Here is a 13,198-nt window from a genome sequence, read left to right on the forward strand (position 1 = left end):
CTTACTGACCCAGCGCCTGCTCGATGTCACCGACGAGGTCGGCGCCGTCCTCGATGCCGACGGACAGACGCACCAGGTCGTCCGGAACCTCGAGCAAAGAACCGGCCGTCGACGCGTGTGTCATCGCGCCCGGGTGTTCGATGAGCGATTCGACGCCACCGAGCGATTCGGCCAGCGTGAAGATCTCGGTACGTGCACAGAAGTCGAGGGCCGCCTGCTTGCCGCCCTTCAACCGCACGGAGATCATCCCGCCGAAGCGTCGCATCTGCTTGGCCGCCACCGCGTGCGACGGATGCTCGGCGAGCCCCGGGTAGATGACCTGCGAGATCGCCGAGTGACCGGACAGCACCTCGACGATCTTCTCCGCGTTGTCACTGTGGCGTTCCATGCGCAGCGCGAGAGTCTTGATACCGCGCAGCGTCAGGAATGCGTCGAACGGCCCTGGGACCCCGCCCGCGCCGTTCTGCAGGAATGCGAATGCTGCGTCGAGCTCCTCGTCGTCGGTGACGAGAGCGCCGCCCACGACGTCGGAGTGCCCGCCGATGTACTTGGTCGTGGAGTGCAACGCGACGTCGGCACCGAGCTGCAACGGCTGCTGCAGGTACGGAGAGGCGAACGTGTTGTCGACGACAAGCTTGGCGCCGCCCTCGTGTGCGACTCCGGCCAGAGCCTCGATGTCACCGACGTTGAGCAGCGGATTGGTGGGTGTCTCGACCCAGACGAGCTTGGTGTTGGGCCTGATCGCCTCGCGCACGGCGTCGACGTCGGACACCGCGGCGACCGAGTACTCGATGCCCCACTGCGTGAAGACCTTGTCGATCAGACGGAACGTGCCGCCGTACGCGTCGTTCGGGATGACGAGGTGATCGCCTGGGCGAAGCGTCGCGCGCAGCAGCGCATCGGTTGCCGCCATGCCCGACGAGAATGCCCGGCCGTACGTGCCGGACTCGATCGCAGCGAGATTCGCTTCGAGCGGCCGACGCGTCGGGTTGCCGGTGCGCGCGTACTCGAAGCCGCTGCGCATGCCGCCGACGCCGTCCTGAGCGAACGTCGAGCTCGCGTAGATCGGGACGTTCACCGCGCCGGTCAGCGGATCAGGTTCGTACCCGGCATGAACCGCCTTCGTGGAAAAGCCCTGCCAGGAGATGCTGTCGGCCTTGCTGCGCTGCTCACTCATGCGTTCCAGCCTAATCTGGTCATTCCTGCAGGCTCCACTCCCGCCTAATAGCGAGGACGCAATCGGTAGCCTGCGGGGAGAGACACCGCAAGCGAAATGGGGCGTTACACGTGGCCGATGCACAGTCCGTCGAAGAACTCTTCGCGTTCGACTCCCTCCTCGACACCGAGGAGAAGGAGATCCGAGCGACCGTCCGTGCGTTCGGAAAGGAGAAGATCCGCCCGCACCTGGCCGATTGGTTCGAAGACGGCACGGTTCCGGCACGCGAACTCGCCAAGGAACTGGGCGCCCTCGGCCTGCTCGGCATGCATCTCGAGGGTTACGGATGTGCAGGCACGTCCGCCACGGCCTACGGCTTGGCGTGCCTGGAGCTCGAGGCGATGGATTCCGGAATTCGCAGCCTCGTCTCGGTGCAGGGTTCGCTCGCGATGTTCGCGATCTGGAAATACGGCTCGGAGGAACAGAAGCAGCACTGGCTTCCCGGCATGGCCGAAGGAAATCTGATCGGGTGCTTCGGGCTGACCGAGGCCGACTTCGGATCCAACCCCGGAGGCATGCGGACCCGAGCCAAGAAGGACGGCACCGACTGGGTGCTGAACGGCAGCAAGATGTGGATCACCAACGGACCCGTCGCCGACGTCGCGATCGTGTGGGCGCAGACCGACGACAAAGTACGCGGCTTCGTCGTCCCGACGGATACACCTGGCTTCACCGCGAACACCGTGAAGAAGAAGCTGTCCCTGCGGGCATCGATCACAGGTGAACTCGTACTGGAGGACGTGCGACTCCCCGAGGACGCGATGCTGCCGGAGGCTCGCGGTCTCGGCGGTCCACTGAGCTGTCTGAACGAAGCGAGGTTCGGCATCGTCTTCGGCGCGATGGGAGCGGCACGCGACTGCCTCGAATCCGCGATCGAGTACTCGAAGACACGCGAGGTGTTCGACAAGCCGCTCGGCGGTTACCAGCTCACGCAGGCCAAGATCGCGAACATGGCGCTCGAACTCGGCAAAGGTGAGCTGCTCGCACTACACCTCGGGCGTGTGAAGGACAAGGGAGAACTTCGCGGCGAACAGGTCTCGGTCGGCAAGCTGAACAATGTACGCGAGGCGATCAAGATCGCGCGCGAATGCCGAACCATCTTGGGCGCCAACGGAATCACGCTCGAGTACCCGGTACTGCGGCACGCGAACAACCTCGAATCGGTCCTGACGTACGAGGGAACGTCCGAGGTGCATCAGCTCGTCATCGGGCAGGCTTTGACGGGTTCCAGCGCGTTCCGCTGACGCCCTACGTGAGTGAAAATGTATAGCGGGCTATACATTTTCACTCACGACGGGGTCAGGCGCCCTTCGACAAGAACCCGAGCAGATCGTGCCGCGTGATGACACCGGCCGGCTTGCCTTCTTCGACGACCATGAGCGCGTCGGTCTCACCGAGAGCCTTGGTCGCGTCCGAGACGTTCTCGCCTGCACCGATGAGCGGGAAGGGCGGGCTCATGTGCTTGGCGACGGGATCGGCCAATGCTGCGCGCCCTTCGAACACCGCGCTGAGCAGATCGCGCTCGGTGACACTGCCTGCGACTTCACCGGCCATGACGGGCGGTTCTGCGCCGACGACCGGCATCTGCGAGACGCCGTACTCACGCAGGATCTCGATGGCGTCGCGCACGGTTTCCGAGGGGTGCGTGTGGACGAGGTCGGGCAGCGCGCCCGACTTGCCGCGCAGCACGTCGCCGACGGACGGCTCGTCGGTCTTGCCGTCGAGTCGCGAACGGAGGAAGCCGTACGACGACATCCAGTCGTCGTTGAAGATCTTGGCGAGGTAGCCGCGTCCGCCGTCGGGCAGCAGCACGACGACCAGAGCGTCGGGTCCTTCGCGCTCGGCGACCTTGATCGCGGCGACGGCAGCCATGCCGCACGATCCGCCCACCAGCAGACCCTCTTCACGGGCCAGGCGACGCGTCATGTCGAAGGAGTCCGCGTCGGAGACGGCGATGATCTCGTCGGGGATCGACGGGTCGTACGCGGTCGGCCAGAAGTCCTCACCGACGCCTTCGACGAGGTACGGCCGTCCCGTTCCTCCGGAGTAGACCGAGCCTTCGGGGTCGACGCCGATGACCTTGACCTTGCCGCCCGACATCTCCTTGAGGTACTTGCCGGTGCCGGAGATGGTGCCGCCGGTGCCGACGCCTGCTACGAAGTGCGTGATCTTGCCGTCGGTGTCGGCCCAGATCTCGGGTCCGGTGGTCTCGTAGTGGCTCTGCGGGCCTGCCGGGTTGGAGTACTGGTTGGGCTTCCAGCCGCCGTCGATTTCCCGCACCAGGCGGTCGGACACGCTGTAGTAACTGTTCGGGTCCTCCGGCGCGACGGCGGTGGGGCAGACGACGACCTCGGCGCCGTACGCGCGCAGGACGTTGCGTTTTTCTTCACCGACCTTGTCCGGGCACACGAACACGCACTTGTACCCGCGCTGCTGAGCGACGAGCGCCAGTCCGATTCCGGTGTTGCCGGACGTGGGCTCGATGATGGTGCCGCCGGGCTTCAACTCGCCCGACGCCTCGGCCGCGTCGATCATCTTGACGGCGATGCGGTCCTTGGACGACCCGCCCGGGTTGAGGTATTCGATCTTGGCAGCAACCGTCCCCGCGTTGTCGCCGACAACGGAGGAAAGCTTGACCAACGGAGTGTTGCCGATGAGTTCGGTGACGTGCTGAGCAATGCGCATGTCTCCATCTTCCCAGACGCCGCCCACCGTGCTCCTCGGTACCGCCGTGACGGCACCGAGGAAATGCATACGATGGTCGTGTGGCGCGTAACGAAGGAGCAGAACGGTGCCGGTGAGTCGATGGCGTACCGCCGCCAAAGCCGGTGCGGCAACGGTACTTGCAGGCTCGTCGGCCGGAACTGCATCGTGGGCGGCGTACCGACATCTGATGTCGCAGGCGACGTCGGCGCGAGGCGTCATCGGACGCAGCACCGCCAAACCACCCGAGGCCGACGGCGTCTACTCCCCTGGTGAGCGCACGCCTACCCCCTGGCGCATCGGAAGTTCAGCAGATATTCATCTGATGGTTTTCGGCGACTCGACGGCGGCCGGCGTGGGCTGTGTCGTGGCCGACGAGGTTCCGGGCGTCCTCGTCGCACGCGGCCTCGCCGACGAAACCGGCAAACGAATCAGGTTGAGCACCAAAGCGATCGGCGGCGCGACGTCCAAGGGTCTCGAAGGCCAGGTCGACGCGATGTTCGTCGCAGGACCGCCTCCCGACGCGGCTGTCATCCTCATCGGCGCCAATGACGTCACCAAGAAGTTCTCCATCGCGGCATCGGCGCAGCGCCTGGGTACAGCCGTCGACCGCCTGACGGCCAAGAGCACGGTCGTCGTCGTGGGTACGTGTCCGGACCTCGGCGTCGTCACCGCCATTCCGCAACCGCTGCGCACCGTCGTCCGTAATTGGGGTCTTCGACTCGCGCGAGCACAGACCGCGGCGACCCTCGCCGCCGGTGGCCACCCCGTCGCCCTGGCGGATCTCCTTGCACCGGAGTTCCTCGCTGCCCCGGACACGATGTTCTCCGCAGATCGGTTCCACCCGTCCGCAGCGGGATACGAACTGGCCGCGCAGCAACTCCTCCCCGTCCTCGCCGCCGCCCTCGGCGAGTGGAACGGAGGCCCGTTGCCCGAACTCCCCCAAGTGTCCGCCGCAGTCGAGTCACGCAAGGTGGCTCCTCGCGCGGCGGCGTCTCTCGACCGATTTCTTCGCCGACGCGGAGCCGAGATCCAGGGAGCCAACGGCTAACGATAGATTCGGTCTTACTCGTCGGTAACTTGAAAATTCACCCAAGGAGAGTTCATGCCAGAGGCAGTGATCGTCAGTACCGCTCGTTCCCCGATCGGCCGCGCGATGAAAGGTTCACTGAAGGACATTCGTCCCGACGACCTGACCGTGCAAATGGTCGCGGCGGCACTGGCGAAGGTTCCCGAGCTCGACCCGACCGACATCGACGACCTCCTCCTCGGCTGCGGCCTTCCCGGCGGCATGCAGGGCAACAACCTGGCCCGCATCGTCGCCGTGCTCCTCGGCTACGACTCGCTGCCGGGCACGACGATCACTCGCTACTGTTCGTCGTCACTGCAGACCACCCGCATGGCACTGCACGCCATCAAGGCAGGCGAGGGCGACGTCTTCATCTCCGCCGGCGTCGAGAGCGTCTCCAACTTCATCCACGGCAGCTCCGATTCGCTACCGCAGAGCCACAATCCACTGTTCGCCGACGCCGAAGCCCGCACCAAGAAGGCGCAGGAGGAAGGCGCCGACAGCTGGACGGACCCCCGCGAGAACGGCGATCTTCCCGACGCCTACATCGCGATGGGCCAGACCGCCGAGAACGTCTCGCTGCTGACCGGCATCAGCCGTGAGGAGCAGGATCACTGGGCAGTGCGCAGTCAGAACCGCGCCGAAGAGGCCATCAACTCGGGCTTCTTCGAGCGTGAGATCACTCCGGTCACATTGCCGGACGGCACCGTCGTGTCGAAGGACGACGGTCCCCGCGCCGGCACCACCTACGAGAAGATCAGCGAGCTCAAGCCCGTCTTCCGACCGAACGGAACCGTCACCGCGGGCAACGCGTGCCCGCTGAACGACGGCGCTGCCGCGCTGGTCATCATGAGCGACACCAAGGCGAAGGCTCTCGGCCTGACCCCGCTCGCGCGCATCGTGTCCACCGGCGTCACCGGCACCTCCCCCGAGATCATGGGCCTCGGACCCATCGAGGCGACGCGCAAGGCTCTCTCGATCGCGAACCTGTCGATCTCCGACATCGACCTGTTCGAGATCAACGAGGCCTTCGCGGTCCAGGTCCTCGGCTCGGCACGCGACCTCGGGATCGATCACGACAAGCTCAACATCTCCGGCGGTGCCATCGCCGTCGGGCATCCGTTCGGCATGACCGGTGCACGCATCACCACGACGCTGCTGAACAACCTGAAGACTCAGGACAAGACGTTCGGCGTCGAGACCATGTGCGTCGGCGGCGGCATGGGTATGGCCATGGTGCTCGAACGACTCAGCTGAGCTGAGTCGTGATTGCCCGATAGTTGGCGTCTCAGGGCCGGATCTGCCGTCCGGACCGAACTATCGGGCAATCACGACACTCGTACCTGGATACGAAAAAGGCCCCGCACTCGTCGAGTGCGGGGCCTTCGTCGTCGGAAACTAGTCGTTCTGGAAGTAGCTGAGCAGACGCAGGATCTCGACGTACAACCACACGAGGGTGATCGTCAGTCCGAGCGCGACGCCCCATGCTGCCTTCTCCGGCGCCTGAGCGCGGATCAGCTGATCGGCCTGGTCGAAGTCCAGTAGGAAGCTGAACGCAGCGATGCCGATGCAGACGAGGCTGAAGATGATGGCGATGGGTCCGCCGTCACGCAGACCGAAGCCGCCGTCCATGAAGAAGCTGGCGACCAGGTTGCCGAGCGCGAGAACGACGACACCGATGAGGGCGCCGATGATCATGCGTGTCAGGCGAGGAGTGACGCGGATGGCGCCGGTCTTGTAGACCACGAGCATTCCGAAGAACACACCGAACGTGCCGAGAACGGCCTGCCCGATCAGTGCAGCTCCTCCGACGCCGCCGAAGGTGACATCGGTGAACAGGCGCGACAGCGCACCGAGGAACACACCCTCGGCGACGGCGTACGCAAGCACGATCGCTGGGTTGTCCATCTTGCGACCGAACGTCGCGAACAGTACGAGGCCGAGACCGATGAGGCCGCCGCCGACGACGAACATGGTCGCCAGCGATGCGTTACCACTGGAGAGAGCGTAGGAGACGATCGCCGAGATGGTCAGCACACCGAGCGTGATGCCCGTCTTGGTGACGACGTCGTCGATGGTCATGGCCCGCGTCGCGGGGCCGGTCTGGTAGGGCTCGCCGTAAGTCTGCGGCTGGCCGAACTGCTGTGCGGCTTGCGCGCCACCAGCCGTCGCAGTGCCGAAAGTGGCGTATCCGCCGCCCTCCTGCTTGGGCAGGTTGCGGAACACCGGGTTGCTCGAGGTGCGCACCGTGTTACATCCCTTCTAAGAGCGCAAGCCCTTCGTTGTCATCAGGCCCGACGCCGACGTGTCGTCGGCAGTTGTATGTAAAACTCCCACATACGGACAAAAGTTCCCAGTCGGGCGAGAGAACTTCCGACAAATCGGACTCTACCGTGCCGACGGCCTCGCTGCTCACACACGCCCGGTTTCCCGCCGACGACTTACGGGCATGAACGAACAATGAGCATCGAAGACGGACAGGATCAGACACTCGACCAAAGCGAGAGCCTGGATTCCGACGAGGTACGCAACGACGACGGCGACACGATCGTCGAACCACCCGAGCACTGGAGCGAGGCCGACAAGTTCGGAACGACTCCCGAAGAGGCGCTCGAAGGTGAAAGCCTCGACGAAAAACTGAGCGAGGAAGAGCCCGACGTCGCTCTCGAGAGCGACGAACGTGCCGTCGCGGACACCCCCGACGACGAGTTGACCGAGGAACAGGTCGACCACGAGATCCTGGAGTCGGACGAAGATCCCGACATCGACTACGCCGACGGCCAGCGGCAGGCCGAGATCATCGAGGGCACCCTGGTCGAGGATCGCGGGCGCGACCGCGGACAGATCGGCGGCACTCCCGAAGACGGCGGTCCCGTCGAGTAGACCTCAGGCCGGGGTCGATCGAGTGACGGTGAATTTGGCATTTCGCCCCACCGACTCGGTCGGCCCGACGGCCGCCCGCAGTTCGCCCCGATAGTTGAGATGCGTGTTGTACACCGTCCACAACTCCCCGCCTGGCCGAAGAGTGCGTCCCGCCGCGGCGAACAACTTCTCCGCGCTCCCGGTGTGAAGCGACGCGCCTTCGTGAAACGGCGGATTCAACACGATCAAGTCGACCGAGCGGTCCTCGAACGTCGACATCGCATCGTCGCGGACGACCGCGATGTTCACGTTGTTCGCCGACGCGGTGGCCGACGCCGATGCCACTGCCGCCGCGGAACGATCTGTCGCCACGACTCGTGCGGACTTTCTGGACTCGGCCAGTAGACACGCGAGAATTCCTGTACCGCAACCCAAGTCGACGATATCGCGCGCATCCGGCTTCATCTCGCCGACGAAGGATGCGAGGAATCTGGTGCCGATGTCCAGTTTCGGACCCGCGAACACGGCCCCGTGCGCGACGACGGTGAGCCCGATGTCCTCGAGTCTCTCGGTGACGGGATAACTCCGGGGAGGACGACGGATCGGCCCCGACGCAGTCAGGACCCGCGATTTCTGGCGACCGCGGCCTGCGGTGACGGACTCGAACGACGCTCGGAGAACGCCGTTCATCGCCGGAGTCATGTGCTTGTCCCGACCCCCGGCGAACACGGTGACGTCGGGGGCTGCATATGCGGCGATGTTCTCGGCGATCTCCGTCAGTTCGGCGAGGCTTCGCGGTAGTTGCATCAGCACGACGCGTGCACCGGCCAGAAGCTCCTCCGACAGCGGGAGGGACCGGTACGCTTCGGCCGATCCGAGCGCAGACGCGTTGAACTTCAGCGCAAGTTCGCCGGTGACAGGATCCTGGTGAACGCGAATGCCGGTCTTTCCGCCGTGTGCCGCAGCTCCGAACGTCAGCGCCCCGTAACGATCCCCGATCACGACGACATCGTCACCGGCAGTCCCGGTCAGCGAATCGGCGGCAGTGTCGAGAATCAGCCGGTCCGCAGCGTCCGACGCGAACAGGTTCGGCGCCTCCGCATCGGGGAATCGGCGCAGTACTCGAAGGACGGACTCGACGTCGTGCATGCCCGATAGTGTTTCATCCCACCGCGAGGTGACCAAACTCGTTGCATATCAAGAAATTCGACCGTCGCGGGCGCGTCCGAGTGGCATTTTCGAAAAATCGGGAGCATGCTCGAGCGATGGAATCACCCAAGAAGATAGAGACGCTGTTCAGCCACACCGATTCCACCCCTGACGACGCCCCGGCGCACAAGACGGACCCTGTCGTCTACACCTCGCTCTTCAGCGGCGACGGAACCTCACGACAGATACCGTAGATAGTCCAGCGACTTGTCCGCGTGCACGTTGGAACGTTCACTGGTCACGACCAACCGGACGACGCGGTTTCTGTCGATCACGAACGTCGTCCTCTTCACCGACAACAGCTGACGCAGAATGCCTCGCTTCACCGCATGTGTTCGACCCCGGTCGAAGTCCTTGCGACGACGTCGCCGCATCAACCAGCCCCCGCGTCGTACTCCGAACTGCTCGGCCACCGACCCGTCGGAATCGGCCAACAGTGGGTAATCGAACGACCGCTGGAGCGCGAAATGGGATTGCTTGTCGGTGGTGTCCGTACTGATACCCACACGCTGAGCGCCGAGTGACTCGAACGCCCGCCCGAGATCACGGAAGTGGCAGGCTTCCGCCGTGCAGATCGGACTCGACGCAGCGGGGTAGAAGAACAGGACGACAGGGCCTCTGTCCAGCAGTTCGCTCAGGCTCCGGATGGTCCCCGTGTGGTCGGGAAGTCGAAAGTCCGGCGCGGTTTCGCCAGTACGCATGCTCGACAGGGTACTGGCCCGCCGTCAGCTGCCGTCATCGAGCAGTGTCCGCTTCAACTTCTCGAGGTCGTCGTCCGTCACCCCGAGAGCCTGCAGATAGCCGTCGAACGAGCCGTAATTCTTCTCCACGACGTCGATTCCGTGACGGTAGTACGCCTCGGTGACACCGAGTACGGCGTCGGAGATCTCGATCGGCGCACCGTCCTCTCGCGGCTCCCACACCGTCCGCAGGTGAGCACGCAGAGGTTCGATCGCCGCGTTGCTGGTCAGGAAGTCGGCGAGGATGTCGGACTCGGTCACACCCGCAGCGCGCAGCACCGTCGCGACGGTCCACCCCGCACGATCCTTACCCGCGGCGCAGTGCACGAGAACCGGGCCATCGCCCCTGGTCAAGGCGCCGATGACGGCCGTGATCGCGGTCTTGGCGCCGTCGAGCGTCGGGAACGAGGTGTAGGCACGCATCATGTAGCGAAGCTGGGCCTCGGGGTCGACGATGGCCCCTATCTCGTGCGGAGCCCGCTCGCCCTTGTGGTTGTCGTACGGCACGTTGTTCACGACGACGCCGTCGGGCACCCGGTCGGCGCCACTGCGCGCGATCTCGGAATCTCCGCGTAAATCGAACACCTGCCGGACGCCGAGAGCGAGCAGTTCCGCGCGTCCGTCGTCGTCCAGTAGGCTCAGCTCGGACGATCGCATCAGCAGACCCGACCGGATTCGACGGCCGTCGACCGTCCGAGCGCCGCCCACATCGCGGAAGTTCCATGCTCCGGACAGGCGAAATTGATCGTGCACGCTCGTATCTGTCATGCGTGCACAGTATCCAAGGCGCTTATCGTGGAGCCATGACGGACCTCGACCGCACCGATGCCCGACTCCTGCTCGCTCTGTGCGACAAGCCGCGAGCAACCGGCGTCGAACTTGCGACGACGCTCGGCCTGTCCCGAAACACGGTGCAAGCTCGCCTCACTCGCTGGGAAGAAAAGGACACGCTGACCCCGATCGACCATCGTGTTCGCCCTCGCAGCCTCGGCTATGCACTGCAGGCCTTCGTGACGACGCGCGTCGACCAGCACAAGCTTGCCGAGGTCACCGATCATCTACGGACCATCCCCGAGGTGCTGGAGGTGTTCGGGCTGTCGGGCGCTTCCGACATGCACATCCGAATAGCGGCGGTCGACGCCGACGACCTGTACCGGGTCGCCGGTTTGATCCTGAAGATTCCGGGTGTGGAGCGCACCAACATGTCGATTGCGATGAGCGAACTGATCCCGTACCGCACGACTCCGATTCTCGACCGCGCTGCAGCTACGAACACCGGGGGTTGATCGGGTTCGGCGACGCCCCCGACGCGCCGCCGACCCTGTTCGACCGTAACCCATGGTCATCCCCCGCCGAGTGAACCGACGGCACGCGCGATGACGAGCAGCGACGTCAGCAGGGCCGCGCTTGCCTGAATGCCCATCAGCATCTTTGCGCGACTGGTCAACGGCATCGTGTCGGTCGGGCTGAATGCGCTCGAGTTGGTGAGCGAGAGATACAGGTAGTCGACGAACGTCGGAATCCAGCCGGACGCTTTGCTTGCGCCGACCGAGACCTCCTGGACGGCGTCGTCGTTCTCGTCCTGCGAGAACCTCCAGTCGGCCGGTGGCATGTCGTCTCGGCGCAATTTCCTGCGGGCGACCGGTCCCCCGCGGTCCAGTTCCCAGTACAGCAAGCCGAAACCGATCACATTCGTCAGCCACACCTGCAGGGCGGCGAGCAGGAGCGATCCCCCTTCGGCGGCAGGATCCGTCAGCGTCGTGATCAGCAGGCCGAGAGCAACCATGTTCGTCAGAATGACGACTGCAGCCTGGGCCACCGACAGAATGCGTGACCACTTCGTTTCGCGTGTCATCCGCCGCGGATTGGTCGCGATCAATGCGACCAGCAGTGCCAGCTCGACGACGGGAACGATCAAACGCGGGCCGAACAGAAGCGAGCTGGGCAGCAACGCGTAGGTCGCACCGGCGACGATCACCGCGACAGCAGGGGGTAGTCGGTGTTCGCCGGTCGACGTGCGACGGCGTTCGAGTTCCTCGTCGAGCGGATCCATATCGGCGGTTTACCCGAACCGACTATGCGCACACAGGTGGTACCGGTGCACACTTGTCTCGATGGCAACGGACCCCGACATGTCGAACCCCGAGAACGCTCAGCAGGAGGTCGCGCGACTGGCGGCTCTGGATGCGGGCGGATTGTCCACCGAGCTGCTCGGTGACTTTCTCGACGTTCTGACTGCCGCTGTGTCCGCTGGCCGCCCGCTGACGAGACGTCAGCTCGGCACCCTCCGCATCAAGGGCGACGCCGCAGCCCGTCGAGGCGTTCCGTTGCGCGCACTGTTGGACCTCTATCTGTCGTCCGTTTGGCGGCTGTGGCGCAATCTGCCTGCCGTCGTCGACGCGGAAGTAAATCCGCAGGCCGTCGTCACCGCGGGTGAGGTCATGCTCCGCGCGTCCGACGACGCGGTTGCCGAGCTCACCGAGGGCTTCCAGCTCGCCCGCCGATCGCTCGTACGTGCAGAGGTCTCGGCCCGACGCGAATTCGTCGACGATCTGCTGTCCGGTAGCGCCGACGTCGCAGGCGTGCTCGGACGGGCCGAGAACTTCGGACTCGACCTTGCGGGACCGCACTGCGCGGCCGTGGTCGTCGCGGACAAGCCGTTCACCGATGCCAGTCCTGCGATCATCGACGTCGAGCGAGCTGTCGAGGGCAGCAAGGGGGATGCGGGCACACTCGTCGCCAGCAAGGAAGGCCGATTGGTCGTCGTGTTCTCCGCGCCGGATCAACGTGCCGTCTCGCACGTGCTGGACAGCCTTCGCACGTCGATTCGGCAGTCTCGCGTCGACGACGGCTGGTCGCATCGGATCGGCGTCGGGCGTGCCGGTTCCAGCGCGGCAGGCGTGTCTTCGTCGTATCGCGAAGCGGTCGACGCGCTCGACTTCGCGACCAAGCTGGGTATGGACGCGCCGATCGTCGATGCCCGCGAACTTCTCGTCTACCGAGTCCTTCTCGACGACAGGCCGGCTATCACCGATCTCGTCGAGACCGTGCTGACGCCGTTGCTCGGGTCGCGCGGTGGGGCGGAGCCTCTGCTGCAGACGCTTTTCGTGTTTTTCGAGTCGGGCGGCAACGCCGCATCGACGGCCCGATCGATGCATTTGTCGGTGAGGGCCGTCACGTATCGGCTGACCCGGATAGCCGAGCTGACCGGCCACGACGTCGCAGATGCCGGTGAGCGTTTCGCGCTGCAGACGGCGGTGTTCGGCGCCAAATTGCTCGACTGGCCCGCGCATCGGGGATGAAACTCGCCTATATTGCCGGATGTCGGCAATGAATTCGGGCAAAACATGTCCCGAATCGGACGCTGCGTTCCGCATTCTCGACAGGCAGAATTGAGGA

Annotated in this window: 14 protein-coding genes; 7 read left to right on the top strand and 7 right to left on the bottom strand. The window is 64.9% G+C overall.

What is annotated here, in order from left to right; all coding sequences use genetic code 11:
• Position 1: 1 nt before the first annotated feature.
• A complete protein-coding gene (locus tag CHB96_RS23915) occupies positions 2 to 1,177 on the bottom strand; it encodes a cystathionine gamma-synthase (protein WP_089251017.1) in 1,176 nt (391 codons plus the stop codon).
• A 110-nt stretch (positions 1,178 to 1,287) separates the two neighbouring features.
• Here CHB96_RS23915 and CHB96_RS23920 point away from each other — a divergent pair, with 110 nt between their 5' ends.
• Positions 1,288 to 2,460 carry an acyl-CoA dehydrogenase family protein gene (locus CHB96_RS23920; RefSeq protein ID WP_089251018.1) on the top strand — a complete coding sequence of 391 codons (1,173 nt, stop codon included), beginning with the start codon at positions 1,288 to 1,290 and terminating at the stop codon, positions 2,458 to 2,460.
• A gap of 55 nt (positions 2,461 to 2,515) precedes the next feature.
• Here CHB96_RS23920 and CHB96_RS23925 read toward each other — a convergent pair whose 3' ends face one another.
• Positions 2,516 to 3,901: a cystathionine beta-synthase gene (locus tag CHB96_RS23925; RefSeq protein WP_089251155.1), complete on the bottom strand. Its 1,386-nt coding sequence runs from the start codon at positions 3,899 to 3,901 to the stop codon at positions 2,516 to 2,518.
• A gap of 106 nt (positions 3,902 to 4,007) precedes the next feature.
• On the opposite strand from CHB96_RS23925, the gene CHB96_RS23930 reads away from it, so the two are divergent.
• Positions 4,008 to 4,970: an SGNH/GDSL hydrolase family protein gene (locus tag CHB96_RS23930; RefSeq protein ID WP_089251020.1), complete on the top strand. Its 963-nt coding sequence runs from the start codon at positions 4,008 to 4,010 to the stop codon at positions 4,968 to 4,970.
• 54 nt (positions 4,971 to 5,024) lie between these two features.
• Positions 5,025 to 6,245, top strand: a complete 1,221-nt coding sequence (locus CHB96_RS23935; protein ID WP_089251022.1) for an acetyl-CoA C-acetyltransferase — start codon at positions 5,025 to 5,027, stop codon at positions 6,243 to 6,245.
• Positions 6,246 to 6,386: 141 nt separating this feature from the next.
• Here the strand turns inward: CHB96_RS23935 and CHB96_RS23940 are convergent, their stop codons facing one another.
• Positions 6,387 to 7,235 (bottom strand): Bax inhibitor-1/YccA family protein, encoded by an 849-nt coding sequence (locus CHB96_RS23940; RefSeq protein ID WP_089251024.1) that lies wholly within the window; start codon positions 7,233 to 7,235, stop codon positions 6,387 to 6,389.
• Positions 7,236 to 7,448: 213 nt separating this feature from the next.
• On the opposite strand from CHB96_RS23940, the gene CHB96_RS23945 reads away from it, so the two are divergent.
• The gene (locus tag CHB96_RS23945; protein WP_089251026.1) at positions 7,449 to 7,871 is read left to right on the top strand and encodes a hypothetical protein; all 423 of its coding nucleotides are present in this window, start codon (positions 7,449 to 7,451) and stop codon (positions 7,869 to 7,871) included.
• Between the two features lie 3 nt (positions 7,872 to 7,874).
• Here the strand turns inward: CHB96_RS23945 and CHB96_RS23950 are convergent, their stop codons facing one another.
• Positions 7,875 to 8,999 carry a class I SAM-dependent methyltransferase gene (locus CHB96_RS23950; protein ID WP_089251028.1) on the bottom strand — a complete coding sequence of 375 codons (1,125 nt, stop codon included), beginning with the start codon at positions 8,997 to 8,999 and terminating at the stop codon, positions 7,875 to 7,877.
• A 116-nt stretch (positions 9,000 to 9,115) separates the two neighbouring features.
• On the opposite strand from CHB96_RS23950, the gene CHB96_RS29830 reads away from it, so the two are divergent.
• Positions 9,116 to 9,253: a hypothetical protein gene (locus tag CHB96_RS29830; protein WP_176444476.1), complete on the top strand. Its 138-nt coding sequence runs from the start codon at positions 9,116 to 9,118 to the stop codon at positions 9,251 to 9,253.
• Here the strand turns inward: CHB96_RS29830 and CHB96_RS23955 are convergent.
• Positions 9,236 to 9,760: a peroxiredoxin gene (locus tag CHB96_RS23955; RefSeq protein ID WP_089251030.1), complete on the bottom strand. Its 525-nt coding sequence runs from the start codon at positions 9,758 to 9,760 to the stop codon at positions 9,236 to 9,238. The genes CHB96_RS29830 and CHB96_RS23955 overlap by 18 nt on opposite strands.
• A 24-nt stretch (positions 9,761 to 9,784) precedes the next feature.
• Complete coding sequence (locus CHB96_RS23960) at positions 9,785 to 10,567, bottom strand: tyrosine-protein phosphatase (protein ID WP_089251032.1); 783 nt, start codon at positions 10,565 to 10,567, stop codon at positions 9,785 to 9,787.
• Positions 10,568 to 10,602: 35 nt separating this feature from the next.
• Here CHB96_RS23960 and CHB96_RS23965 point away from each other — a divergent pair, with 35 nt between their 5' ends.
• Positions 10,603 to 11,085, top strand: a complete 483-nt coding sequence (locus CHB96_RS23965; RefSeq protein WP_089251034.1) for an Lrp/AsnC family transcriptional regulator — start codon at positions 10,603 to 10,605, stop codon at positions 11,083 to 11,085.
• Between the two features lie 56 nt (positions 11,086 to 11,141).
• Here CHB96_RS23965 and CHB96_RS23970 read toward each other — a convergent pair whose 3' ends face one another.
• Positions 11,142 to 11,852 carry a hypothetical protein gene (locus CHB96_RS23970; RefSeq protein ID WP_089251036.1) on the bottom strand — a complete coding sequence of 237 codons (711 nt, stop codon included), beginning with the start codon at positions 11,850 to 11,852 and terminating at the stop codon, positions 11,142 to 11,144.
• 61 nt (positions 11,853 to 11,913) lie between these two features.
• Here CHB96_RS23970 and CHB96_RS23975 point away from each other — a divergent pair, with 61 nt between their 5' ends.
• The gene (locus CHB96_RS23975) at positions 11,914 to 13,101 is read left to right on the top strand and encodes a PucR family transcriptional regulator (protein ID WP_245866114.1); all 1,188 of its coding nucleotides are present in this window, start codon (positions 11,914 to 11,916) and stop codon (positions 13,099 to 13,101) included.
• The last annotated feature ends 97 nt before the right edge of the window (positions 13,102 to 13,198 follow it).

The sequence above is a fragment of the Rhodococcoides kyotonense genome (assembly GCF_900188125.1).
Classification (GTDB): Bacteria; Actinomycetota; Actinomycetes; order Mycobacteriales; family Mycobacteriaceae; genus Rhodococcoides; species Rhodococcoides kyotonense.

Excerpts from the sequence above, each read along its gene's own strand:
- CHB96_RS29830 (WP_176444476.1), top strand. The coding sequence starts at position 9,116 with ATGGAATCACCCAAGAAGATAGAGACGCTGTTCAGCCACACCGATTCC.
- CHB96_RS23975 (WP_245866114.1), top strand. The coding sequence starts at position 11,914 with ATGGCAACGGACCCCGACATGTCGAACCCCGAGAACGCTCAGCAGGAG.
- CHB96_RS23955 (WP_089251030.1), bottom strand. The coding sequence starts at position 9,760 with ATGCGTACTGGCGAAACCGCGCCGGACTTTCGACTTCCCGACCACACG.
- CHB96_RS23915 (WP_089251017.1), bottom strand. The coding sequence starts at position 1,177 with ATGAGTGAGCAGCGCAGCAAGGCCGACAGCATCTCCTGGCAGGGCTTT.
- CHB96_RS23935 (WP_089251022.1), top strand. The coding sequence starts at position 5,025 with ATGCCAGAGGCAGTGATCGTCAGTACCGCTCGTTCCCCGATCGGCCGC.
- CHB96_RS23965 (WP_089251034.1), top strand. The coding sequence starts at position 10,603 with ATGACGGACCTCGACCGCACCGATGCCCGACTCCTGCTCGCTCTGTGC.
- CHB96_RS23970 (WP_089251036.1), bottom strand. The coding sequence starts at position 11,852 with ATGGATCCGCTCGACGAGGAACTCGAACGCCGTCGCACGTCGACCGGC.
- CHB96_RS23945 (WP_089251026.1), top strand. The coding sequence starts at position 7,449 with ATGAGCATCGAAGACGGACAGGATCAGACACTCGACCAAAGCGAGAGC.
- CHB96_RS23960 (WP_089251032.1), bottom strand. The coding sequence starts at position 10,567 with ATGACAGATACGAGCGTGCACGATCAATTTCGCCTGTCCGGAGCATGG.
- CHB96_RS23950 (WP_089251028.1), bottom strand. The coding sequence starts at position 8,999 with ATGCACGACGTCGAGTCCGTCCTTCGAGTACTGCGCCGATTCCCCGAT.
- CHB96_RS23925 (WP_089251155.1), bottom strand. The coding sequence starts at position 3,901 with ATGCGCATTGCTCAGCACGTCACCGAACTCATCGGCAACACTCCGTTG.